The sequence below is a fragment of the Novosphingobium anseongense genome (assembly GCF_037482895.1).
In the GTDB taxonomy this organism is placed as follows: Bacteria; Pseudomonadota; Alphaproteobacteria; order Sphingomonadales; family Sphingomonadaceae; genus Novosphingobium; species Novosphingobium anseongense.
In genome coordinates, this window is sequence record NZ_JBBHJZ010000009.1 from 15688 (window position 1) to 37991 (window position 22304).

At 60.9% G+C, this 22304-nt stretch carries 20 protein-coding genes and 2 pseudogenes; 12 read left to right on the forward strand and 10 right to left on the reverse strand.

The window, feature by feature from the left end:
* Nucleotides 1-9: 9 nt before the first annotated feature.
* Both WG901_RS22890 and WG901_RS22895 read right to left on the reverse strand, forming a co-directional pair.
* Nucleotides 10-1155 carry an AraC family transcriptional regulator gene (locus WG901_RS22890; RefSeq protein WP_339589460.1) on the reverse strand — a complete coding sequence of 382 codons (1146 nt, stop codon included), beginning with the start codon at nucleotides 1153-1155 and terminating at the stop codon, nucleotides 10-12.
* 150 nt (nucleotides 1156-1305) lie between these two features.
* Nucleotides 1306-1638: a hypothetical protein gene (locus tag WG901_RS22895; RefSeq protein ID WP_339589461.1), complete on the reverse strand. Its 333-nt coding sequence runs from the start codon at nucleotides 1636-1638 to the stop codon at nucleotides 1306-1308.
* 421 nt (nucleotides 1639-2059) lie between these two features.
* On the opposite strand from WG901_RS22895, the gene WG901_RS22900 reads away from it, so the two are divergent.
* Nucleotides 2060-2779 carry a hypothetical protein gene (locus tag WG901_RS22900; RefSeq protein ID WP_339589462.1) on the forward strand — a complete coding sequence of 240 codons (720 nt, stop codon included), beginning with the start codon at nucleotides 2060-2062 and terminating at the stop codon, nucleotides 2777-2779.
* A 256-nt stretch (nucleotides 2780-3035) separates the two neighbouring features.
* Here the strand turns inward: WG901_RS22900 and WG901_RS22905 are convergent, their stop codons facing one another.
* Nucleotides 3036-3416: a hypothetical protein gene (locus WG901_RS22905; RefSeq protein WP_339589463.1), complete on the reverse strand. Its 381-nt coding sequence runs from the start codon at nucleotides 3414-3416 to the stop codon at nucleotides 3036-3038.
* Nucleotides 3417-3898: 482 nt separating this feature from the next.
* On the opposite strand from WG901_RS22905, the gene WG901_RS23805 reads away from it, so the two are divergent.
* The 4 genes and pseudogenes from WG901_RS23805 (at nucleotide 3899) to WG901_RS22920 (ending at nucleotide 9070) form a co-directional block, all read left to right on the forward strand.
* Entirely contained in the window at nucleotides 3899-4273 is a 375-nt protein-coding gene (locus tag WG901_RS23805; RefSeq protein ID WP_417603974.1) for an energy transducer TonB, read from the forward strand.
* A gap of 722 nt (nucleotides 4274-4995) precedes the next feature.
* The gene (locus WG901_RS22910; protein ID WP_339589464.1) at nucleotides 4996-6054 is read left to right on the forward strand and encodes an AI-2E family transporter; all 1059 of its coding nucleotides are present in this window, start codon (nucleotides 4996-4998) and stop codon (nucleotides 6052-6054) included.
* A 459-nt stretch (nucleotides 6055-6513) separates the two neighbouring features.
* A complete protein-coding gene (locus WG901_RS22915) occupies nucleotides 6514-8376 on the forward strand; it encodes a transglycosylase domain-containing protein (RefSeq protein WP_339589465.1) in 1863 nt (620 codons plus the stop codon).
* Nucleotides 8377-8537: 161 nt separating this feature from the next.
* Nucleotides 8538-9070, forward strand: a pseudogene (locus WG901_RS22920) (DUF305 domain-containing protein).
* A gap of 94 nt (nucleotides 9071-9164) precedes the next feature.
* On the opposite strand, the gene WG901_RS22925 reads toward WG901_RS22920, so the two are convergent.
* Nucleotides 9165-10712 (reverse strand): L,D-transpeptidase family protein, encoded by a 1548-nt coding sequence (locus WG901_RS22925; protein WP_339589466.1) that lies wholly within the window; start codon nucleotides 10710-10712, stop codon nucleotides 9165-9167.
* Nucleotides 10713-11008: 296 nt separating this feature from the next.
* Here WG901_RS22925 and WG901_RS22930 point away from each other — a divergent pair, with 296 nt between their 5' ends.
* The 3 genes and pseudogenes from WG901_RS22930 to WG901_RS22940 form a co-directional block, all read left to right on the forward strand.
* Nucleotides 11009-11518 carry a DUF421 domain-containing protein gene (locus WG901_RS22930; RefSeq protein WP_339589467.1) on the forward strand — a complete coding sequence of 170 codons (510 nt, stop codon included), beginning with the start codon at nucleotides 11009-11011 and terminating at the stop codon, nucleotides 11516-11518.
* A gap of 26 nt (nucleotides 11519-11544) precedes the next feature.
* Nucleotides 11545-12921, forward strand: coding sequence for a DUF2254 domain-containing protein (locus tag WG901_RS22935; protein ID WP_339589468.1), 1377 nt, complete (start codon nucleotides 11545-11547; stop codon nucleotides 12919-12921).
* A gap of 119 nt (nucleotides 12922-13040) precedes the next feature.
* Nucleotides 13041-13369: pseudogene (locus tag WG901_RS22940) on the forward strand (FtsW/RodA/SpoVE family cell cycle protein); the annotation flags it as partial.
* A 116-nt stretch (nucleotides 13370-13485) separates the two neighbouring features.
* On the opposite strand, the gene WG901_RS22945 reads toward WG901_RS22940, so the two are convergent.
* Complete coding sequence (locus tag WG901_RS22945; RefSeq protein ID WP_339589528.1) at nucleotides 13486-13755, reverse strand: hypothetical protein; 270 nt, start codon at nucleotides 13753-13755, stop codon at nucleotides 13486-13488.
* Between the two features lie 612 nt (nucleotides 13756-14367).
* Here WG901_RS22945 and WG901_RS22950 point away from each other — a divergent pair.
* Entirely contained in the window at nucleotides 14368-14529 is a 162-nt protein-coding gene (locus tag WG901_RS22950; protein WP_339589469.1) for a hypothetical protein, read from the forward strand.
* 246 nt (nucleotides 14530-14775) lie between these two features.
* Here WG901_RS22950 and WG901_RS22955 read toward each other — a convergent pair whose 3' ends face one another.
* Entirely contained in the window at nucleotides 14776-15612 is an 837-nt protein-coding gene (locus WG901_RS22955) for a LysR family transcriptional regulator (RefSeq protein ID WP_339589470.1), read from the reverse strand.
* Nucleotides 15613-15780: 168 nt separating this feature from the next.
* On the opposite strand from WG901_RS22955, the gene WG901_RS22960 reads away from it, so the two are divergent.
* From WG901_RS22960 to WG901_RS22970, 3 genes are all read left to right on the forward strand, one after another.
* Nucleotides 15781-15921, forward strand: a complete 141-nt coding sequence (locus tag WG901_RS22960) for a hypothetical protein (protein WP_339589471.1) — start codon at nucleotides 15781-15783, stop codon at nucleotides 15919-15921.
* A gap of 160 nt (nucleotides 15922-16081) precedes the next feature.
* Nucleotides 16082-16915, forward strand: a complete 834-nt coding sequence (locus WG901_RS22965; RefSeq protein WP_339589472.1) for a tetratricopeptide repeat protein — start codon at nucleotides 16082-16084, stop codon at nucleotides 16913-16915.
* Nucleotides 16916-17020: 105 nt separating this feature from the next.
* Nucleotides 17021-18244, forward strand: coding sequence for an HlyD family efflux transporter periplasmic adaptor subunit (locus tag WG901_RS22970; protein WP_339589473.1), 1224 nt, complete (start codon nucleotides 17021-17023; stop codon nucleotides 18242-18244).
* Between the two features lie 155 nt (nucleotides 18245-18399).
* Here WG901_RS22970 and WG901_RS22975 read toward each other — a convergent pair whose 3' ends face one another.
* From WG901_RS22975 to WG901_RS22990, 4 genes are all read right to left on the reverse strand, one after another.
* Nucleotides 18400-18591 carry a hypothetical protein gene (locus WG901_RS22975; RefSeq protein ID WP_339589474.1) on the reverse strand — a complete coding sequence of 64 codons (192 nt, stop codon included), beginning with the start codon at nucleotides 18589-18591 and terminating at the stop codon, nucleotides 18400-18402.
* 263 nt (nucleotides 18592-18854) lie between these two features.
* The gene (locus WG901_RS22980; RefSeq protein WP_339589475.1) at nucleotides 18855-20117 is read right to left on the reverse strand and encodes a DUF4118 domain-containing protein; all 1263 of its coding nucleotides are present in this window, start codon (nucleotides 20115-20117) and stop codon (nucleotides 18855-18857) included.
* 267 nt (nucleotides 20118-20384) lie between these two features.
* Nucleotides 20385-21062, reverse strand: a complete 678-nt coding sequence (locus tag WG901_RS22985) for a cupin domain-containing protein (RefSeq protein WP_339589476.1) — start codon at nucleotides 21060-21062, stop codon at nucleotides 20385-20387.
* Complete coding sequence (locus tag WG901_RS22990) at nucleotides 21059-22288, reverse strand: chloride channel protein (protein ID WP_417603958.1); 1230 nt, start codon at nucleotides 22286-22288, stop codon at nucleotides 21059-21061. The genes WG901_RS22985 and WG901_RS22990 overlap by 4 nt, the downstream gene beginning before the upstream one ends.
* Nucleotides 22289-22304: the final 16 nt, after the last annotated feature.

The following is a 22304-nucleotide window of genomic DNA, read 5'->3' on the forward strand; positions in this document are numbered from 1 at the left end:
AGGATTGCACTAGTGGGCCGCGACCAGCTTTTCTCGGTAGTTGTGGCGCAGGGTGCCCGGGGTGACGCCGAAATATTCGTTGAAGCGATGGCTGAAAGCGGATTCGGACCGGTAGCCGATGCGCTCGGCGATCTCCGCGATTTTGAGATCCGTGCGCTTGAGAAAATCGGCGGCGTGCTTCATCCGTTGCTCGGTGACATAGGCCATCGGCGTGCAGCCGACGTCGGCGGTGAAGCGCATGGCGAAGTTCGATCGACCCATGCCCACCTTGTGGGCCAGACGGCCGACGGTCCATTCGTTGAACGGATGGGTCTCGATAAAGCTGATGGCCTGGGCGATCGGCTCGCGATAGCCGCATTCGCGAAAGATCGACGTGCAGGCCGGGTGCTGGCGGAAGGCCGCGATAAACAGCAGCATCGCGGCACGGGTAAGGACCGAGGTTCCGCCGCTGGCCTTGGACAGGCGATAGACCTCCGCGAGGTCGAGGAAGCACTCCGACGCCTTGAAGCGCAGGAGCGGCGGAAGGCCCGGCGGTCTTTTCGCGGTCGGCCATCTTGCCTTGAGCCTGCCACACAGCAGCTGGCACGTCGAAACTCCTTTTCCCAAGGCATAAGTCATCGGAGCATCGACGTATTCGCCACTCGCGAGAAAGGTCAGGACTTCCGTGGTCTCATTGTCGGGGCATCGGATCGTATGGGCGACGCCCGACAGGAGGATGGCGACGTCTCCTGCTTCCAAATCCAGACTCTGCCCGACGCCCCAGGACAGGCGTGCAGCACCGCCGAGCGCCGCGTAGAACAGTACGCCTTCCGAATGCGGTATCCGAAATCCGCCCGATCGCCCCATGTCGACATGGCACCAGGTTTGGCTGCGCAACTCGATGAGATTCAGAAACTCGGATAGCGACCAATCCACCTGCTTCTCCCTGCAGCGGTATCCATTGTCCGCCGTCGTCAGCGGAAACCTATCGCGCTTCGCGCCCGCGACTATGCTTAATCGTCCAGCTTTAATGCTAGATCGACTGATGCCACATCGTTTGCCAATCCGCGTCGGCGATGCTCGGGCCTGCGTGAAGGCGTACACGGCGGGCGGCACCTGTAGTTCGGTCGCCTTATTGGACGTCCGAAGCTCGAAGAGGATCGCGTAGATCGTCAAACTATTCTCGCGAGCGCGAGGAAGGTTAAGACGCGGTCGTCCGCCTTTGCGGCAGCATCGACATGCTACGATAAAATGAACGGATGACCGCTAACAAAGCTCTGGTTTTAGTTTGGGAACGGCGGGTTTGTCGGCGCAGGCGGACCAGCGCTACCGAGCATCGGTTTTATCGATGCGCTGCGAGATCTCTTGGTCGTACGCGGCGATGAGCGCGGCCGCTTCCTTCTGAAGATCAGCAATACCCGATTTTGTGGCAAACTCCGCGATGGCGTCCAAGATGCCAGAGCCAGCCAACCATCGGGCAGTGGGGGTCGCCAGAAGCGACCACGCTTCCAAATAGTCTGCGAACGCCCCTACAAAATCCCCTTGATGGTCGGCCTTGTAGTCACCATCGCCAAGAAAGTGGCCAACTGCGTCGAACCGCATCGAACCAATCTCAGCCACCACAGCGGCCTGTGATCCTGATTTCGAAGTGCCAGTCATGGAGTAGCAGTATCCGTGGTGCTCTCCGTTTTCCAGCTTCGTTTGCGAGTGCGTAATCGGCGGGTTTTGGGGTGCTCAGAACCTGCCTCGAATGACGGCTATGTCGGCTATATCGTCGGTTAATTCGTCCAAGGCCTGACAGGCCACCGTCAACAAAGTCACCAATGCGGAACAAACTCCCCATTGCGAAAAGCTTTGTCCAGCATCTGACGCGCAGCACACCCAACCCGCTGGCAACCACGGAACTACCGGATCGAAACCGAACTTTCAACCAAGGTCACTCAAGTCACTCATATCTTGTGAAAATAAGGGACAATAACGGTCATAGCACCAAACATATCCATTTTTGCATCAATTCATATGACCAGTTAGACTTACCCACCCCCGATATTTTCATTTTGTTTACCAAATTATCTCATGGATGATGAAAGGATATATTTCGGGATTTGCGTTTATGCTTACGAGCGGCCTGAGCGGAGCAGCCACCTTTAGCGGCAATCTCTGGACCAGCAAAACTCAATCGCAAACTGCGAGCGCAGGTCAAACAAAGGCAAAGCCTGACCCCGCCAGCCCAGTGCCTGCCGCTTCCATGGCTCCCGCCACCATAGTCGATCCCATGCTGAGCGGACTCTCCGCCGACCTCTTGGATCAGAAATCCACTTCGTTTGCCTGGCACCAGCTTCAAGAACTGACCAGTACCAGCGGCGCTTACGGCCGAACGGAAGGCCCCGATTCATCGATAAGGCTTTCGACGAAGGAAGCCGGGTTCGTCGTGACCACGGCGAACGAATATAAGCAACAGCTCGAAACAAGGATGAAAGCGGAAGGCTGGTGGGACGATGCCACCAACGCGCCAATCCTTTCCAAACGCGATACCGAAACACGAGCGACCGATCCTGTATCAGGAAACGAGGTCGTGACGGGCAGGCCTTCCGGCATCATCGGATGGAACGTGTCGCGTCTTGACGTCGAAGGCTCTAAATTTGCTTGGGAAATGTCGAGACAGGAGCTTGATTCCACTTGGCAGAAAGCCCTGCTCGACCGCGCGGCACAAGCCAGCAGCCCGGTAACTGTGAACTATGGCCAAGTCTTGGATCAATTCCTTGGCATCGGGTCGAGCAAGGTCGAGCGCACCTGCTGACGAAATCCGTGACCACAAGTACCTCGCCGACATTCCGAGGGACGCGGCCCACTCCTAGAGAACTGGGCGCGAACACCGGCCCCGGCATAGGCGGTCAAGCGACCAAATCGCTCCTTCGAAACAACGTGAACGTACGGCAGCTTTTAAGGAGCGCGTGAGGCGCCGTGAACCGCGGCTAAGTTGGCGAAGATGTTCAAAATCTTCGGAAATGGAGAACTTGAAATTACTTCTCTGGAACTCGGACATCGGAATCACCTTACCCCTGATTTACCCACTCAAATCCGTGTTCTAAGTCATCATTTAAAATGAAATGACCTTCATATCCTTTTTGTTTCATTTTCGTCGATATGCAGTCAAACGCATTGGCATCTCCAAAGTAGCCGACTGCCATAATCGCAGGGGTTTCCATCGATTCCGGCCGAAACCCTTTCGATCGGGCAACTTGGCTTAAAATTTCAGTGGTCACGGAACCCGGTTCGGCATAGAAATCATACCATCCGGGTGTGAAAAGAGTTTTTTCTTTAATTATAACCAATGAATATTTTTTTGAATTACAAGCTAGCTCAATTGTGGAAACTAAAGAGTTTCTTTTTATCATACGTTCGCTGCTCGACACTAAGTGCATTTCGAAAATCATGAGCGCTATTATTACAAATGCTGATATATATATAGTGCATCGCAATAAACGGAAATTGGCGAAACTTTTTCCTGGAAGTCGCACGATGCACCTCTCGAATCAAAAATATACAATCAACCATGCCGTCTGTTGACGGCATGCGGCTCAGCATGTCGGTCAATATATGGCCGCGCCGACTGCTAATTTGAAACGCGCGATATGCTCCTTTCTCCGCCAATGCTCTTGCCATTCTTGAATGCGCTGACAACGGAATTGCGACGGGATTTTACTTCGATCTGGAGGCACTTTCGTTCATGTCACCTTAACTGCTGCATCTTGTGCGCCCGTCCCGGGGTCGGGAGCGAACCCCAGGCGCAAGGCTGGACGGCAGGCTAGGTCCTCGACTGTGATGACCCTGTCGATCAATCGTTACAGCGTGGAGATTGTGAAGATTCGCGCGTCAGGCATAAGTGAAATCACCGCCACCGTTCAACGAGGCCTCAATGTGGAAAGCGGCATTACTAATCGGCGGCCTGCTTGCGAGTGGTGTGGTCCATGCGAAATCGCTTCGCCGCGCCTCGGAACCGATTGGAGGGCCACGCAGCTGGGAATCACAAAACGATTACCCCTCGCGCGCGATCCGCGAGCAAGTCGGAGGGACAACCAGCTTTCGCCTCACCGTCCGTCCAGATGGCAGCGTTTCTAATCGTGAAATCACCGTATCAAGCGGCCACGAGAACCTCGACCAAGCCACGTGCTGGGCCGCGCTACAACGCGCGCGCTTCGCGCCGGCGAGAGATAAGGCCGGAAGGCCTACAATCGGCACGTTCGCATATTACAGGCAATGGATACCGCCGGTACGTCGATACGAGCATTGATCCATCTGGCGTCCCTGACGATCCCATACACTGGCTATCGAGGTGCTACCCTCCATCTAATCGCGCTTCTGCTCAGTTGAACGATTGGCCGCTTCCAGGGAACGCTAAATCACCTCGGTATGTCGGCTATGTTGGCGAGCTCAGCCATTTCATGAAATCCATGTCACATCATTGATCCCGCATAGGCACCTGGCAATGGCAAACACGAACTATGGGCAGATCAGGCTCTGAACGACCGGCCGCTTACTGCAGCGACAAGCCGCGACCCGCCGGATGGGTAGCCTTGATGCGGTACCCGCAATCAAACGCCGCAAAATCAACAATACGATCCACGTAAGCGCGAGAAGCGCGCGATGGACTGGGTCGAACCGCTGGTTGATCTGCGGCAGGCGGGTGCGGCACGCACGCCCTACAGGCGTTTCGACGTCTTGGGTCCACCCGGGGCAACAGATAGGGCCTACTTACAATTGCCTCTCCGTTCGGCCGACAATGGTTGACGAGTGACGCTATGCGGTGACGGCGGACCGAGGCTCCGGAACCATCGGGTTCGACTTCGATCTGGGATGGAGGGCCGCGAAGAAAGTCGTGCGGCTAAGGCGCCCGAACATGTTGCTGTCTTTAGCGAACGGGTTGGCTCATAACGAGCGCTTCGCCCAGCGGCGATTTGCAAAATCAGATGAGGCGTTGTGAACATGTCCTTAAAAGCCTCCTCGGACTTGATCATGGCGCAAGGCGACGAACGCCACGATCGCTCGCCGGACTTCGGACGGATTGCAGCCGCCACCGTCATGATCGTGGCGATTATCTCGGTGGCGTGGCTGGTGGTGAAACTCAGCGGCTTTCTGCTTCTCGTCTTCGCGGCGCTTGTGTTGGCAGCGATCTTCGATGCCATGACCCGTCAGGTCCGCCGCTTCACGCACATGAGGCGCGGGTTTGCCCTGGCGCTGTCCGTCGTAGTCCTGCTTACAGTTATCGGTGGCGTGTTCGCCATGTTCGGCACGCAGCTAGCAGGTGAGTTCGACACGATCCATGAGAGCATTCCTCCCGCCATTGACCAGCTTCGCAGTTTCCTGGAGCGGGTTGGGCTCGGGGAGCCTGCCCGGGACATGTTGGAGCAAGGCAGCGGCGACCTCTCCGAATTGCTTTCGCAGGCGGGGGGCTACGCATTAACGCTGGGCAACAGCTTGGCCAATTTCGTCCTTGTATTCGTCGGGGGGATTTTCGTCGCGAGCGATCCGGCGGTTTACCGTCGCGGGTTGCTGCTCCTCATGCCGCGCCGTGCCGAAGCTACGGTCGCGACGGCATTGGACGACGCGTCGCACGGCCTGAATGGTTGGATGGTCGGGCAGGCGGTGTCTTCGGTGGTTGTAGCAGCACTCACCTGGGGTGGGCTCACTGCGCTAGGCGTGCCGGCATCCGGCGGCCTTGGCCTGATCGCAGGGTTGCTCGACGTGATTCCGATGATCGGTCCGATCATCGCGGGCGTGCCTGCGGTACTGCTCGCCTTCACCGTATCGCCCGCGACGGCGCTGTGGACGATAGGCCTCTTTCTGCTGGTTCAGCAGCTTCAGGGCAACTTTCTTCAGCCGATGATCCAGAAGCACGCGGTCGATGTTCCGCCAGCCGTGTTGCTCTTCGCTGTAGTGGCCGCAGGCGTGTTATTCGGCTTCCTTGGCGTCCTGCTGGCCGCACCGCTGACGGTAGTGGTTTTTGTGATGGTACAGCGGGTTTACGTACGTACGCTACTCGGCAAGGATATTAAGGTCGCAGATGAGGACTGAGCCCCGTCGAGAGACCTCATCCCGACGGTCGGCATGGCCGGTAACGCCCCCCGCTATTCGGTTCTCGAACAGCGCCCAGCGTCAGGGTGCAGCCGTCCGATGCAAGAGGTGAAAACATTCCCATCGGATAAAGCTGACGCTTAAGTTATAAGCTCGCACAGCGAGGTCCAACCATGCCGGGCTATCTGGAGAAGTTGCTGAGTGGCATGCCGTGGGAAGGTCGCATGCCGCGCCAAGTGCTTGGTCGATCACCTGATGCCCGCCTCGAGTATCCCTAAGTGGTTTAGCCTGGCGTGTAGGATGGTGCTTAGTCCGAGATCGAAGAGATCACGCGATGTGGCGGCCAGCTCACGCCATCACACTTAGGGCACGGCGGAGCGTTTTGTAGCAAATTGTAAACCGTCATTGCACCGGCAAGCTTTGCCCCCAGGTATTACTGGCGCGAATTAAGGATTTGGATTGCAACGTATTTTCGTCCTAGGTCATGGCCGGCAAGTCATTGGCATCGCTGCGCTGGCTGGATTGACGGGATTGCTCGCGATCTTGGCCTGGGTGCAGTTTGGCACCAGCCTGTCATTGGAACAAGAAACGGGCATCCGCCCTTCTCTGATCCTTCTGGATGCGCAAGGTCAGCCTTTCGCTCGAAAAGGGGCCTACCGCGAAGCCCCCGTCGACGCCGCACAATTGCCACCGCATGTGGTGGCGCCCTTCGTGGCTATTGAGGACAGGCGGTTTTACAATCACGGCGGTCTCGACTTTCGCGGCATAGCCCGTGCGGCCGCATCGAACATGCTGACCGAAGGGGCGGACCAAGGCGGGAGCACGATCACGCAGCAATTGGCCAAGATGGCCTTCGTCGGCAGCGATCGCAGCTTTGGCCGCAAGCTCCGCGAAGCCCTCGTCACGCTGCGACTGGAGCATCAATACACCAAGACGCAAATTCTCTCAGCCTATCTCAACCGCGCTTACTTTGGCGACGGGACCTACGGCCTCGGCGCTGCAGCGATGCATTATTTCGGCAGAGGTCCGCAAGAACTCGACCTAGCCCAAGCGGCGATGCTGGCCGGGGTCGTCAACGCGCCTTCTCGACTTGCCCCCTCGCGTCATCTCGCAGATGCGCAGGCGCGCGCCGAATTAGTTTTGGCAGCGATGGCCGAAACCGGTCAGTTGACCAGGCAGGAAGCGGACCGTGTCATAGCGGCCGAACCGCAAGCGACGCTGCCGTTTCTGTCGGGCGGCTATTTTGCTGATTGGGTGGCGCCCCAAGCGCTCGCCGGCGCGACAACGGGCTACGGCCACATGGTCGTCAAAACCACGCTGGATAGCAACCTCCAGAGATCCGCTGAGGCCGTGGTTTCGAAGGCGATCGGGCAGGCCCGCAACCTTGGGAAGGATGGGCAGGTCGCCCTCGTCGCCATGCGCACCGATGGCTCCGTGGTGGCCATGGTCGGGGGCAGAGACTATCGCACCTCGCAGTTTAACCGGGCGGTCCAGGCAGAGCGTCAGCCGGGCTCTGCCTTCAAACTGTTCGTGTATCTCGCTGCGCTTCGAAACGGTGCCGACAGCGAGACGCTCGTCAACGATCGGCCGCTGACTGTCGCAGGCTGGACGCCCAAAAACTATTCCAACCGATACGCGGGTCCAATCCCCCTCACCCGTGCTTTTGCGCAATCGAGCAACGTCGCCGCGGTGCGCCTGTCGGAACAGGTGGGCCGTGAAGAGGTCATCCAGGCAGCGCATGATCTTGGCCTGCGCGCCAACATCAAGCCTTTGCCGAGCATTGCCCTGGGGACGTCACCAACCACGCTGCTCGAACTTACTGGAGCCTACGCTAGCGTTGCCGCGGGGTCCTACCCGGTAAGGCCCATTGGGATGCCCGCTGACGATGATTTCCAGGCACGGACGGAGATGGGTTACGATGAGCGCGCGGCGCTGCTCGGCATGTTAAATGCCGTCGTAGAGGACGGCACCGGAACCGCGGCAAGACTGCCGCTTCCGGCTTTCGGCAAAACGGGAACGACCCAGGATCACCGAGACGCATGGTTCGTCGGCTTTTCTGAAGATCTGGTTGTGGGCGTCTGGGTCGGAAACGACAACGAAGCCCCAATGAAGACCGTGACGGGCGGGGGCATACCGGCCAAAATCTGGCATGACTTTATGACGGTTGCCCTGAGCGATCAGATCGTGGCGGCCGAGGCCCGCAAGGCCGAGGCGGAACTGCGGGATACCTGGCCGGAGGAAGGTGCTCAGTGGCAAGATAGGGAGCCAGAATGGTGGGACCTTCGCCGAGTGCTACCGCCATGGGAAAGTTGGTCATTGTAGCCGCGAAGGAGCGGTAGTCCCGGCGGCTGGCTCGAGCGTCAATTTTCGCATGTCGCTTAGGTCGCGCCCTCGCGAACAGCGGCACTGGTCCGCAACTGAAGCCCAATGGACGCGTTGGCTTTTAAAGGAGCCGGCATATAAGCTACAGTCGCTTCGGGGCTATGATCGCGACGTCCACCGTTGTCATGTTCGGTCTCATGTACCTCAATACCTACGCATTGGGGCACGTGTCGTTCAGCCAGACCCGAATGTGGATGGCGCTCCTGATGGGAGCGGTCATGGCGCTGATCATGATCGCTTTCATGTGGCGCATGTATAAAAATCGCCGGGCGAATATAGCCATCAGCCTGAGCGCTGAGATTGTCTTCGCCATGTCGCTGTGGCTCGTTCGCAGCCAGGCCACCGTCGATGACCTCAGCTACATGCGGCGATGATCCCCCATCACTCGATCGCCATTATGACCAGCGAACGGACGAAAATCCGAGATCCCCACGTTCGATTGCTGGCCGATCGGATCATCGACGCGCAGGTGCGGGAAATTGCCGAGATGAAGCGAGAAATCGCAAGGCTCGAGGCCGCTCCCTCAGGACGCGATGCTCCCGTCCTGCCTTCATATCGCGATGGCCGAAGCGCCCCGCCCCGACCTGAAACCGACGAGATGGCCGGCGTCGATACCCTGCGACCTATCCACTAGTGTGCGTACGGTGGCAGGGCGCGAGCGAGTGCCGATCTGCAGGCGACCTCACGTGTCGCAGACTTTGAGCTCTCGCATGCATTCACTGGCGCCGCTACGGGCTCAGGTCATCGACCATGGGCCGCAGTTTCCGGGGTCCATCGCCGAAGCCCAGGCGCACTGCAATCGGCTCGTTCCAGCCATACGGATCAGTGCGGAATGTGAGCTCGCCAGCGCTATCGATGAAGACATTGCGGTACAGGAGACGGACCTCAATATTTTGGGGCAGATCGACGTAGCGTTCTTGCCCCGAGTTGCGTGCGTCCAGCCAGGACGCCAGGACGTTTTGATCCTTTGCAATGAGCTCGGCGAATTCGAGCGCATTCTCGACGCGTACGCAGCCGTGGCTCAGATAACGCTCGCTGCGGGCGAAGAGCCCCGGGTTGGCGGTGTCATGCAGGTAAATGGCGTGGCGGTTGTGCATGTCGAACTTCACTTGGCCGAGCGCATTGCCAGGGCCGGGTCTTTGCACGATCCAGCCTCCCCTCAACACCATGTTTCGGCGGCGGAGGTAATCTCTCCCAACGTAGGCCAGCTCGGTGTTCTGAATCGACTTTGGAATGGTCCAGCTAGGGTTCGCGACGAGCCGGAACATCGGCGACTGCAGCAGCGGAGTTTCGCGATCAGGGCTTCCGAGAATGACCTTGCGCTCATCAACGAGCTCTCCATTCCGCACATAGCGCAAACGAGCCGCTGCAATGTTCACGTCGATGCGCGTCTCAGGCCGCGTACGCGTTGTCCAGCGGCGCCGCTCGAGGGCAACCGACAGACTGCGAGCCCGGTCTGCGGGCCTCAGGTTCAAGACTTCGAATGTGTCGGGGCCGATTACCCCATCATCGGCAATCCCATAATCCCGCTGCACCTGCTTGATCGCGGCTTCGAGTGCCGGAGTGTAGGTCGGTAAGGCTTGGACGTCAGAGACGCTCGACTCAAAGGTCTCCGCGGCAACGTAGTCATTTGCGATGAGCTGCGCAGCTATGGCATCGATCCGCGGATCGGTGTCACCCATGCGGATGACGCCATCGGCAGGCAAGCGCGCCCTGACGTCTTCCACTGCTCGCCGCTGGTAGTCGAGATAGGCTTGCGACAGCCCGAGGTACTCCGCATCTGTCGGCGGCAGGCTGTCGACCCAGGCGGCGAATCGTTTCTCCTTCAGCGCGTTCGCAAGGGCTTCGGGCACGTCTATATCGGGGCGCGGCAGCGTGTAGATGGAGTGGAGGCTGGTGGGATCGACAAGCCCCTGCGCCAAAGCCGAAGCATAGGCCAAGGCTATGCGGGAGAGCTTAATCTCTCGGGTCAGGCGATCGTCGTCAGGTTGGGGTATCGGACCGAAATCCACATGGTCGAGACCATGTATCCGGCGATTGCTGAGGCGTGCGATCAGGGCCGCTTCGGCGTCGCTGGTCCAGACCCGGCGATAGCCCGTGTGCTCGTAGAGGCGTCGTGCTGCATCGTCGGCAGCAAGACCACGAAGACCCCGCGACATGTCGGTATCGGCAACCGAGCCTGATGACGCCGAGACAGGGGCCGCGTTGACGTACGGGCCGCCAAACAGCACCAGCGATCCCAGCAGAGCTGCGGATAGTTTCGTCGGAAATGTCATTATGAAATCACAATGATCTAACGCCGGAATTGATCCCCAGTGGACACCATTAGCACCCGTCGCTTTCCTCTGGGACTTTCCTGTCATTGGGACGTTGCGTCCTGAGACATGTTCGTGCCGCAGCGAGATGACACGCTCGTTATCGACCGTTGTGCTCGCCCCGCCTCGCCGGACACTCGCCGGACAACGGAAACGTCTTCGGTGGCAAGGTCGCTTTTTGGTCATGGCCGCACCTCATGGTGATCGTCGGCTTGGGCCGCAGCAACTGCGCAGATAGGCACGGAGGAAGGATGCCAATGCTATTCGATACGTGGCAGGGTCTTGTACGCGTGATCGTCATGGCGGTGATATCGTATCCCGCCCTGATCCTCATTTTACGCCTGAGCGGCAAACGCACGCTTGCCAAGATGAACGCCTTCGACCTCGTGGTCACGGTTGGCTTAGGTTCCACTTTAGCGACAGTAATCCTGACCAAGGACGTCGCGCTGGTTGAAGGTCTGCTGACCTTTGCCCTGCTGGCACTGTTGCAGCTTGCCGTGGCTTTGAGTGCCCGACGCTACAAGCTCATTTCGCGTCTGGTGAAATCGAACCCCCGCATTCTTTTTCGCGATGGCCAATTCATCGAGCAGGCGCTGCGCGACGAGCGCGTCGTGCGAGGGGAAATTGAGGCCGCCGTTCGCGGCGCGGGGATAGGCGATCTAGCAGCCGTCGCCGCTGTCGTGCTTGAGACCGACGGAAGTTTCAGTGTTATATCGAGGCAAAGCGCTGGTGCGAGGACCGCTCTGCCGCAGGGCGCTTCGGCATGAGGGCGCGCATTCTGCGTGTCAGGGACATGCTTCAGCAAAGCTACTGGTTCCTGCCTTCGATCATGGCCTGTGCTGCCGTCCTGCTCGCGGGGTGCATGATCTGGCTCGACAGCCACGAAGGGTCGGCATGGATGGACCGCTTCGCCTGGTTCTACGCTTCCCGCCCTAGCGGAGCGCGCCAGGTTCTTGCGGCCATCGGCGGTTCGATGATCACCGTGGCCGGCACCGTGTTCTCGGTGACCATAGCCGCCGTGGTCTATGCCTCGGGCCAGTACGGCCCTCGCCTCCTCAGCAATTTCATGCGCGATCGCGGCAATCAGGTGACCTTGGGAACCTTCATCGCGACGTTCCTCTATTGTCTTATCGTCCTGCGCACGATCCGCTCCCCGGAGGAAGCCGGCGGCGTCGGTTTCGTCCCCAACGTTGCGCTGCTCGTCGCAGTGCTCCTGGCGATCTGCTCGATCGCAGTGCTCATTTTCTTCATCCATCATGTTCCAAGTAAGCTTCACATCAACAGCGTGATCGAAGACGTCGGGCAACTCTTGCTAAACGAGGTCGAACATCGCTTTCCCCGCTTTGTTGGCAAGCCGAAAGGTACCGAAACCGGAGAGGGCGTTCCAACGTCGCCGGCCCTCTGCCGCGACACCAGCGATGGGGATGCCTCGAACGGCAAACTGGTAACGGCGCGGAGCACGGGCTATATCCAGGTCATGCGTGACGAGGATCTGCTCGCGCTCGCGGCGGAACATGACCTCGTTTTGCGTCTGCGCTATCAGCCAGGCGACTTTGTGCATCGGGGGCGTGCACTGCTGGAAGCATGGCCGCCTGAAGGCTGCGACGGTGATATTTGCCGAAAGTTGTCGGACGCCTTCGCCATCGGTTCGCAGCGCACGGCGCTGCAGGATCTGCGCTTCCTCATCGATGAGTTGGTCGAGATTGCCGCGCGCGCCCTGTCTCCGGGAGTAAACGATCCCTTTACTGCTGTGACCTGCCTGGACTGGCTCGGCGCTGCTATGACGGAATTGTCAGGCCGAGACGTCCCATCGCATCTGCGCGAGGACGAAAGCGGAGCGCTGCGGGTCGTGGCGCGGCCTCAGACATTCAGCCATTTTATGGACCGAGGTTTCGGTGCGCTCGCGCAATACTGTGCCGGCGACATGGTCGCTGCGCTCAATTTCCTGAATGCTCTCGGCGAAATCGCGATCGCCTGCGAGGATCCCGAGCGTCTTGCAACCGTCGGAACCTTCATCGAGCGTTTGGAGCTACTTGCCCAGCGCCAGCTGCACGGCTTCAATCAAGAGGCTGTGACGAACCGTGCGCAGTCCTTGCGTCGCGCTTTGGCGGAGCCGGACTATCAGCGGCGCCTGCAACACGAAGCGGTATGGTTGGGTGGCTCGGCGTGAGCCCCGGTCATTAGCTGGCAACTCATAGAGGCAGTGGGAGAGGAGGCCTCTTTGCTAGCCTGGCGTTACTTCCACCGCTTGCAACCGTGGCGTCCTCGGCCCTCATCGCGCCTGCGCTTATGGTCGGCGTGCCGGCCGCTCTTGTCGTGCTGCAACCCGATCTCGGCACTGCCATTATTATAATCACCATGGCGGGCCTGCTCATCATGTTCATGGGCGGCCTGCCACTTCGCCGATTTGTGGGCGGCGAGATTGCCGTCCTAGCAATTGCTCAGCTCGCCTGGTCGCTGCTTCGCGACCGCCAGAAACGCCGCGTCCTTGTGTTCATGGACTCGGAGAGCGATCCGCTCCAAGCGAGCTACCTCATCACGCAGTCAAGATCGCACTGGGTTCGGCCGGCCTATTCGGCAAAGATTTTATCAAAGGCTCGCAAAGCCACCTCAACTATCTCTCTGAGTCGCATACCGATTTCATATTCTCGGCCATGGCCGAGGAATGGGGCATGTTGGCAGGCTCGGACGGATTCGCTCATCGAAGTTGCGATGAAAGCGTATTTCGGCCACCTCAGCCTTTTCGCGCTTCGGATCCAGCGATGAGGCGATCCAGCTTTGCCCGCACCTCCATCTCGAAATCGGCAGCAAATCGATGTGATGGGCGCCTCTGCACCGCGGCAGCGACTATCGCCTCCTTGATGCGCTCGAGCCCCTTGGTATCCAAGACTTCGGCCAGGCGCAGTTCGACGACGAGCTGCAACAGCGCCGCGGCGACGATAGGGGAGCGGATCCCCACCAGATCCATGAGATGACTGCGCAGTTCACTTTCGTCGAGAGACATAGTGTCAGTCCCCACATTACCCCCTCCGCGGCGGCGCCGGGACAAGTCACCACAGGCGAGCCGAGGCGACCTGTCTCATCGCGGGCAACGTCCTCGAATCCCGGCATTTCATCGGCCTCGGCCGCATATCGTCGGCACTTGCTAGTCACAAAATTCGCGCGCCGCGCCTCCGCGAAGCTGCGCCGAACCACACGCCAGTCCGACGCAGCCCGCAAAAGCCAAGGCCGGGGATCTGACGGCCTGCCTTCTGTCCCCCTTGGGACCTTCGAAATAGTCGAAAGGAACGCCGCGGCCATGCAAAAATACCCAAACCAACCATTCGGGTTTACCAAAGTTACTGCCGTCGTCAGCCGGTGATGGAACCGGGCCATCGGCGGCAACGACAGTCGGCGCAGTGAGCTCAATTCCGCAAGCTGCCGTCCATCGCCAGTTTTTCGCACGCAGATTCAATTCGAGAGTCACTTCAAAGGCATCCTATGCAGCTCAACAGCGCTAGCCCTGCCGATCCGCTCGGCCGACGCGCATCTGGCCTGCCATGCCGTCGACCTGTTTTCGGGGAGGCGCGGCGCAAGCTCGACCAGCGATGAGGTAGACCGCGTTGTCCAAGACTATTTGAGTAAAAGTATCACCACGATCAAGCACGTGTCGGCCAAGCTCGGCCTCTATCCACGAGCACTCCAGCGGCTGCTCGTCCAGGACGGCACGACCCATGCCAACGATCTCGACGACGTCCCGCAGCCTGGCCTCCCACGGCCTGTCAGGCTCGGACCGTAGTTTCTCGATATCGCCATCGCGCTTCGATATTCGACGAAAAGCGCGTTCTCCCCGGTGGTTAGCAGGGGATTCGGACACCCCCCCGCCAGTTGGCGCCGTGCGTCAGCCGCTAACGCCCACCCCTGAAATCGAGTTCTTGCCGCAAAATGCCGGCCGGGCTCTGCCCGCGGGCAGTCGCGGCGGGCGGCGGCTAGACCGGTGACGCAAGATCGGCGAAGAGCGCAGCCGCCGAGGGCGGAGGCCTCGTCAGGTCGTCATGCCGCGCTTTGCCAGATCCACCAGTCTGGCCGCCAGTCCCTCGTCCATCGAGCTGCGCCAGCATACGTAGGGTGAGAAATCGATCGATGGCATGTCCTCGACTGGCTCCAGCAGGCCCTTGGCAAAATAGGGCCGGGCCATGCGTTCCGGTACGAAACCGCTCGCCCCCATGTCGACGAGCCACTGCAGCGACAGGGCCCCGAGATCCAATTCAAGGCCGGCCGAAGGCCACTCATCGAGCCGGGCCATTAAAGCGTCGCTGGCGCTCCTGCCCCAATTCAGACGCACGAAGTTCTCTTTCCAATCCAACCCCGGCCGCGCCGTCGCGAGCACGAGTTTGTCGGGGGCCAGTTCTTCGACGCGCACGCCAAGGCGCTGAACGGGATCATAGAGGAACACCATGTCGAGCTCATCTTCCTCGATGGCACGGTTGAGCTGCGCGGGAGCGGCAGCAAGAGCGCTGACAGCCAGACTCGAAAACTGGTCACGGACCTCGCCCAGCCAGGGTATCAGCAAGGATGGCCAGAGCGCGTGCTGCCCTCCTAACCGGATGACCGCCTCGAACGTAGGCGGCAGGGCGACGCGCGCACATCCTTCATCCCAAGCCCGGACCATCGCCTTTGCCGGTTCGACAAGTCGCCGCCCGGTGGCTGTCAGCCTGCAACCGCGGCGATCACGATCAAACAGCCTCGCTCCCAGCACGTGCTCCAGCTGCTTTATGCGCTCAGTAACGGTCGGCGGACTGGCGTGAACGCGGCGCGCAGCCGCCACGAAACTGCCCGTCGCGGCGGCGGCGAGGAAGGTGCGTGCGGTCGGTACATCCATTTCGGTTAAGCAACTCCGAATTTAAGGTTCAGAACATTCGATAACACAAAACTTACAGACCGGGTATCGGGATCTCGGAAAGGATCACCAGAACGCGCGATCAAGCGCGGGTCAGGTTCCGCCAGCCTCGCAGCGGTGCCGCAAACTGCGGCAGCGACGATACCGCTGATGATCGTCAGCGGTCCTTCAAGAAGAGCATGTCAGGTGCACGGACTCAGCAAAATCGAATTGATCATCATCGCTGCAATCCTTGGGCTCGGGATTATGCTCCTCGGCTGGTTCGAGCTGGAGTATCTCCTTGAACGCTGAATCGTCCCTGCCCTGCCGCGGGCGTGGTCAGATTTCCTTGAAGTTTGGCAAGTCCGCAACGCCCTTGCGAACCGGAATTCGGTTCTGCCGACCGTTGGCGGCCATTTTGCTCGTCGCCGCCAGTCCAGCTCTCGGACAGCAGAGGTCCGGCGAGCCGCGGATGCAGAAGATGGAAGCTGAAATCCGCGCCCTGCAGCGCAAGGTCTTCCCCGGCGCTGGCGGCGAAAAGATTTTCACGCCCGAGTTCACCAATGCACCGACCCGCAGGACCGTCCCCGGCCGCGCAGCCAGCAACCCCGCAACCGATATCTCGCTCCGCCTCGAAAGTGCGAGCCGGCACATCGCGCGGCTGACGGCCAGGCTGGGTGAGGTAAATGAGCGGCTTGCAAAGATCGAAAGCGCAATGGTCGCGAACGAGCAGGCAGTTCGCGGCGACAAACTCTCGACGGCTGTCCCCGCCCTGCCCACATCGAAACCGGTCCCGCCCGCTCTGACGGCTGTCGACACGACAGCACCCGCAGGCCCCTCCCCCAATCGGCTCGATCGGGTTCGCGCGATCGTCAAGCCCCGCACAAGCGACCCAGCCGACGACGATTACAGCTATGGGTTTCGCTTGTGGCAGGCCGGTCTCTATCCCGAAGCGCGGCAGCAACTGAAGTTATTTCTCGCCAAATATCCCCGGCACGGCCGCATCAGCTTCGCCAGGAACCTGCTTGGCCGCGCCTTCCTCGACGAGGGCAAGCCGCGCGAGGCGGCGACCTGGTTTCTCGATAATTACAGGAGCGCCAAGCAAGGCGCGCGCGCGCCCGACAGTCTGCTTTTTCTCGCCCAGGCCATGCACAGCCTGAAAGACGACAAGCGTGCCTGTATCGCGCTCGCCGAATTCGGCGAGGTCTTTGCGATGGAAAGCGTCGGCCGGCTGCGCGAACACTATCGATCGGTCCGCGAAGAGGTCGCGTGCCCGCAGGCATCGGCGACACGAGATCACGCCTGACGATCGGCGCTTAGCCAACCGAAATTCCGCACGCTGGCCCAAGCTCGACCGACCGAAGGCGGACTGGACCGCCAGCTCTATCGCGCCAGTCCGAGGAAACGAATGATGGCGATGCTGCTGCAAGGACACCATAAGCAATCCGCCGGGTATCCGACATTCAGTACTGTAAAAGGTCTTCGACTTCGGTGGTTTGGCCGGCCCTCCCTGCTCATCCTGATGATCTGCGCCTTCTTCACGTTGGCACTGGCCTGGTCGTTCTGGGCCCAGCTTGACCAAGTGGCACGTGCGCCCGGGCAAATCATTCCGACCGGCCGAGTCCAGGTCGTCCAGACGACCGATGGCGGCAAGATCGAGGCCATTCGCGTACGCGAGGGCGACAGGGTCCGCAAAGGACAGGTCCTGGTCGAGCTCGATGCCGTGAAGATCACCGCGGCGGTCGGCGACGCGCGCGGGAAGGTCGCGTCCTTGATGAGCTCGATGGCGCGCATCAACGCCGAGTTGTTCGACCGCCCATTGATCTTCCCGTCCGAAGTTCAGGCTTTTCCTGAATTCGTCGCTAACCAGACCCTGCTCTATCAAAAGCGCCAGCAGGCTCTCAAGGATCACCTGGAAGCGCTGCAGGCTATGCTGACTTTGATGAAGCAGGAGTTCGACATGAACCTGCCTCTGCTCAAGCAGGGCGATGTCAGCCGCGCGGACATGCTGCGGCTCCAGCGCGGCGTATCCGACATCCAGTCGAAGATGGTCAACGTGCGCAATCGGTACATTCAGGACCTCCAGGCGGAATATACCCGGACCGAGGAGGACCTCGTCTCCGCGCGCGAAATGCTTGCCCAGCGCAGCGACGCGCTTACCGACACCAAAATCGCTTCGCCGGTCGACGGGGTGGTAAGGAACGTCCGCGTGACCACGGTCGGGGGCGTCTTGCGCCCTTCGGAAGAGGTACTCTCGATCGTCCCGAGCGATGACCAGCTGGTGCTCGAGACCAAGATGAGCCCGCGCGACATCGCCTATATCCGCGTGGGCCAAGAAGCATCGGTCAAGTTCGACGCATATGACAGCTCGATCTACGGTTCGGCCATCGGCAAAGTCACCTATGTCAGCCCCGACACCTTGACGGAGCGAACGCCTGCTGGCGACCAGGTCTACTACCGTGTCCACAGTTCAGTCGACACGCGCGTCATGAAGCCGCACCTGCCTGGCGAGGCGATCGAGATCCAGCCCGGGATGACCGCAACAGCGGAAATCCAGACCGGCCGCGACACGGTCTGGCACTATCTGACCAGACCGATCCGCAAGATCCTGAGCGAAGCGATGACGGAGCGGTGAAGCGAGAGCCCGCATGCCTGACCGGTTCCGATCGCGGGCGACGCCGGCGGATCCAAAATAGCCGATCGGCGAGTGCGGTTTTTTGACCAAGAATACGGGGACGATGGTGCCGCGCCTGCGCCACGCGGGCCATCCAACCGGCCGCCCGAGGCGGACTAGACTATAGGGAAAGACAGCCTGAGGATTTCACCGTTTTCGGCAATGAGGAAGGTTCCATCTTGTTGGCGCGTGAGAGCGCGGCCGTCCTGCAATATGAAGTCGCGGTCGGCCCCCTCGCCCATCTCGACGATGGTATGACGGGTCTGCGACCTGCCAATGGCCTCATGTTTTGCGATGACCCGCCACATGCCCCGCCTCCAAGCTTTGCCGGAAGGGAGCCTCGCCACTGGAGCGAGGCTCCTGGTGATCATCCGTGCGAGCATCCTCGTCGGCGGCGATCCTGTGTGGAACAATGGCCATGGCATGGCGGTTCCCTTCGTCGTCCACCGGTTCCTTTCGCACATCACCAGCCGATCGCCGTCCGCGAAGTTTTCGGCCGGGCGATGCGCGTCGAGGCTCGGCGGCTCTCGAGCGTGAGTTGCAAGACTGGCTGCTCCCCCGGCCCCCTTATTTATCCATGGGTGCCGGCAATTTGAGACGCGTCCGCCTGGTCGCGCGCAATGTCCTCCAAGCGCAAGCGTTCGTGTGCGAGTGCCGCCTGGGCGATCGCCGTCGCAAGCAGGACACGCCTCTCGGGCGAGACGGGGTCCCGGCCATCCTCGCGGGCGAGGCCGAGGATCGCGAGGGTTCCCAGCGACGTCGCGAGCGGATGAAACTGCCAACTGGCCTCCGAGATCCTGCCCGTCCCGCTCCCGGCGGGTTCTCCCCGCTCCCGGACCCAATCGAGCGCAGTGTGGTCGAGCGGATCGAGCTCGACCTCACAGGGATGCGACGCGATCACGCTGAGACGGCCATCGATCTCGCGTGCGACGAGAGCGTGTACGTGCATCAGGCTTCCGATGTCGCGAGCGACGACCTGGGCTGTCGCTCCCCAGTCGGCAACCCGGGTCAGATGCTGGGCGAAACTGGCAAGCGCCGCGCTCTCCTGAGCGCTCCTGTCGCTGAGAAGGAGGCGATCGCGCAGTGTGCCGGTCAGCCAGGATGTGTAGAGGGCGATGCCGGCAAGGGCTGCGAACATGAGCCAAGTCTGGGCCGCCAAGGGATCGAAGGCGGTCACGGGCGCCAGGAAAAGGACGTTGAAGCCCGCCGCCGACACGAATGCGGCAAAAAGTGCCGGCCAGAATCCGGCCCGCGCGGCTACGGTGATCACCGGGAACAGGAAAAGCAGGCTGAAATAGCTGGTACCCGTCGCACGCTCGAGAAGGAACACCAAGGCAAGCATGGCCCAGGCGGCCAAGGCTGCGACGACATAGGCGATGGCGGATTGGGGCGATTCCGCCGCCCGTCTATTTCGCGGCGCGCCGTCACCGGCGACCATGTGCACCACCAAGTCAGGGCGACGCAGGACGAGGCTTTGCGCGAGCGAGGGAGCGCGCATTCGCTCGACTAGACTTCGCGGCGAGAGCGCCAGCACGACGTGAGGACGCGAATAGCCCGATATGTGCCCCGCGATCGCATCCGCGGTCGTTGCGGCCGGTACATGCGATACGCTCGCGCCCAGCCGAACGGCGAGGGTCAGGGCCTCGGCGCCGCGACCGTCGTCGCGCGAAGTTTCAACGGACCGCGTCACGGGAAGGATGGCCTCCCAGGGGACATTGGAGATGCGAGAGAGGTCACGGCCGAGCCACACCGCCATCTCGGTGTTCGCCGAACCATCGATGACGACGACAATACGGTCGCCGCCCATCTTTTCGGTGTCAGCTCCTGCATCCATTTGCCGATTCTCCATGGGACCTACCGCCCCGCATGTTCAACGTTCGGCAAATGTGGTCACGCCGCGCCATCAGCCAAGGCCATGCAAATGCGGTGAAAACACGGCAACTAACCGAGCGGGCACAATCCGCCGACAACGAAGTCCGGGAAAGCACGCTGCGCCGGGCTAACCAGTAAAAATGGGTTCACCCCCAAGCGAAGCGCAACATCGACAGCGGCGGCACCGCCAGTTCGGTCGGCGTGCGTAAGTCGCCCGCCTTTTCGCGCGTCAGCATTCCAGGACCAGGCAAGTCGCTCCAGCACGCATGGTGAGATCGGCCCGAGGCTCATCGGCAAGCGCCAGAGCGTCGTTCGCGCCGAGTTCGACATCGCAGGCCAGGATGCTCCCTGCCATGGCGCAAATATAGGCATGACGCGAGCCAAGCGGCACGGAGCAGAAGCGCCCGGCTGCCTCTGACTGTACAAAACGAAGGCTGGCACCGGTTTCGAGCAAAATCGCGGGGGCGTCTTCGACACTGGAGGAAGCGATAAGGCCCTCGGTGTGGTGCCACCGTTGGTGCGACATTTGCGAAGGCCCTGACCACTCGTCCGAGGTGAGCCACAATTCTGTGAGACCGGCCACTTGCGACCCGCGATTGACGAGCCCGAAATCATCGCCGCCGCGCATGCGCAAGTGGACGATCTCGCCTGGTCGCGCGAGGATCCTCTCGCCGCCACACTGGACGAGTGCGGCCCCCGTTTCGACGATCAGCAGGACTTCCATAGCGCCCAGGAAATTCGGCCCGCGCTCCCCACCCGGCGCGACCTCGAGGCGATTGAAAGTGCGCAGACGCCCCCAGTTTATCCGGTTGGGCGACTGGTAGGGACCATAGCAGAAATGGTGCCGCGACATGACGCCACGAAACCTCGTTTCTCCCTGCTGGTCGGCGCGCCTCAGCTCGATCATCGCACATTATCCGCGGAGAACCGCAGCGACAGAGCATGATAGAGGCGCTCGCGACACACGAACTGAGCAACGAAATCGGCGACGAGCGCCGCCGCGAGCAAGGGCATCATCAGCCCGCGACTGGCGGTCGTCTCGGCAATGATGATCACCGCGGTGAGCGGCGCGCGCACGATCCCCGTGAAATAGGCTACCATGCCCAGGAGAACCACGGCGCCAGCGGGGCAGTCTGGAAACAGCATGCTCAGAACATAGCCCACGCCGGTGCCGGCCGAGAGCGAGGGCGCAAATATGCCGCCCGGCAAGCCTGACACGGCAGTCGCGAGCGTCGCAAGCATCTTGGCTGGACCAAACCAGTAAGGCGCGTCCGTGCCTGAAATGATCGCATGGGCCGTGGCGTAGCCGGTCCCCCAGGTGATCCCTGTGAGCAGGCCGAGCGCTGCCACGACCAGTCCGCAAAGACCGGCGAGATGCAGCGGATGTGCCCGAAGCCAGGCAAGCGGCCGAGCACGAGAGGCGCCAACGGCGAGCATGGCGCGCGAGAAAAGTCCCCCGAGGAGGCCACCGAGGACGCCGGCGACCGGAGCGACCACGAGCGCCTGACCGACGGTCAGTGTCTGCCCCATCGCGCCGAAATAGACGTAGTCGCCCGCCAGGCCGAGGCTAACCATGCCGGCGATGAGGACCGCTGCCATGACGAGCAGTGTCATGCGCTGCTCATAGGCGGCGGCAAGCTCCTCGATCGCGAAGGCGACGCCTGCCAAAGGCGTATTGAATGCGGCCGCCACGCCCGCTGCACCACCCGCAATGTATACCGAGGCGCGGATCGGCACGGCCATGAGCCGGTGGGCGTGGCCCATGATCGAGGCAGCGACCTGTACGGTCGGGCCTTCGCGTCCCACCGAAGCTCCACACAGGAGCGCCGCGATCGTGAGGACGAGCTTCGTCAGGACGGTCCGCGCCGATAACAGATGCTCCATCCCGCGCTCGGGGTGGCGGGTCGCCGCCATGGTCTGCGGAATACCCGACCCAGCGGCCTCGGGCGCGATCCGGCGCGTCATCCAGACCAGGGCGACGAAGCCGAATGGCGTCACCACCATCGGCGCCCACCACCAGCGGGCGACGATGTGATGGAACAGCTCTCCCGCCGCGTCGGCGAGCCGAGCGAATAGCAGCGCTGCAAGGCCGACGAGGATCGCCCCCCCAAGGAAGGCCGCGCGCCGTCGCATGACCACGGCCCCCAGA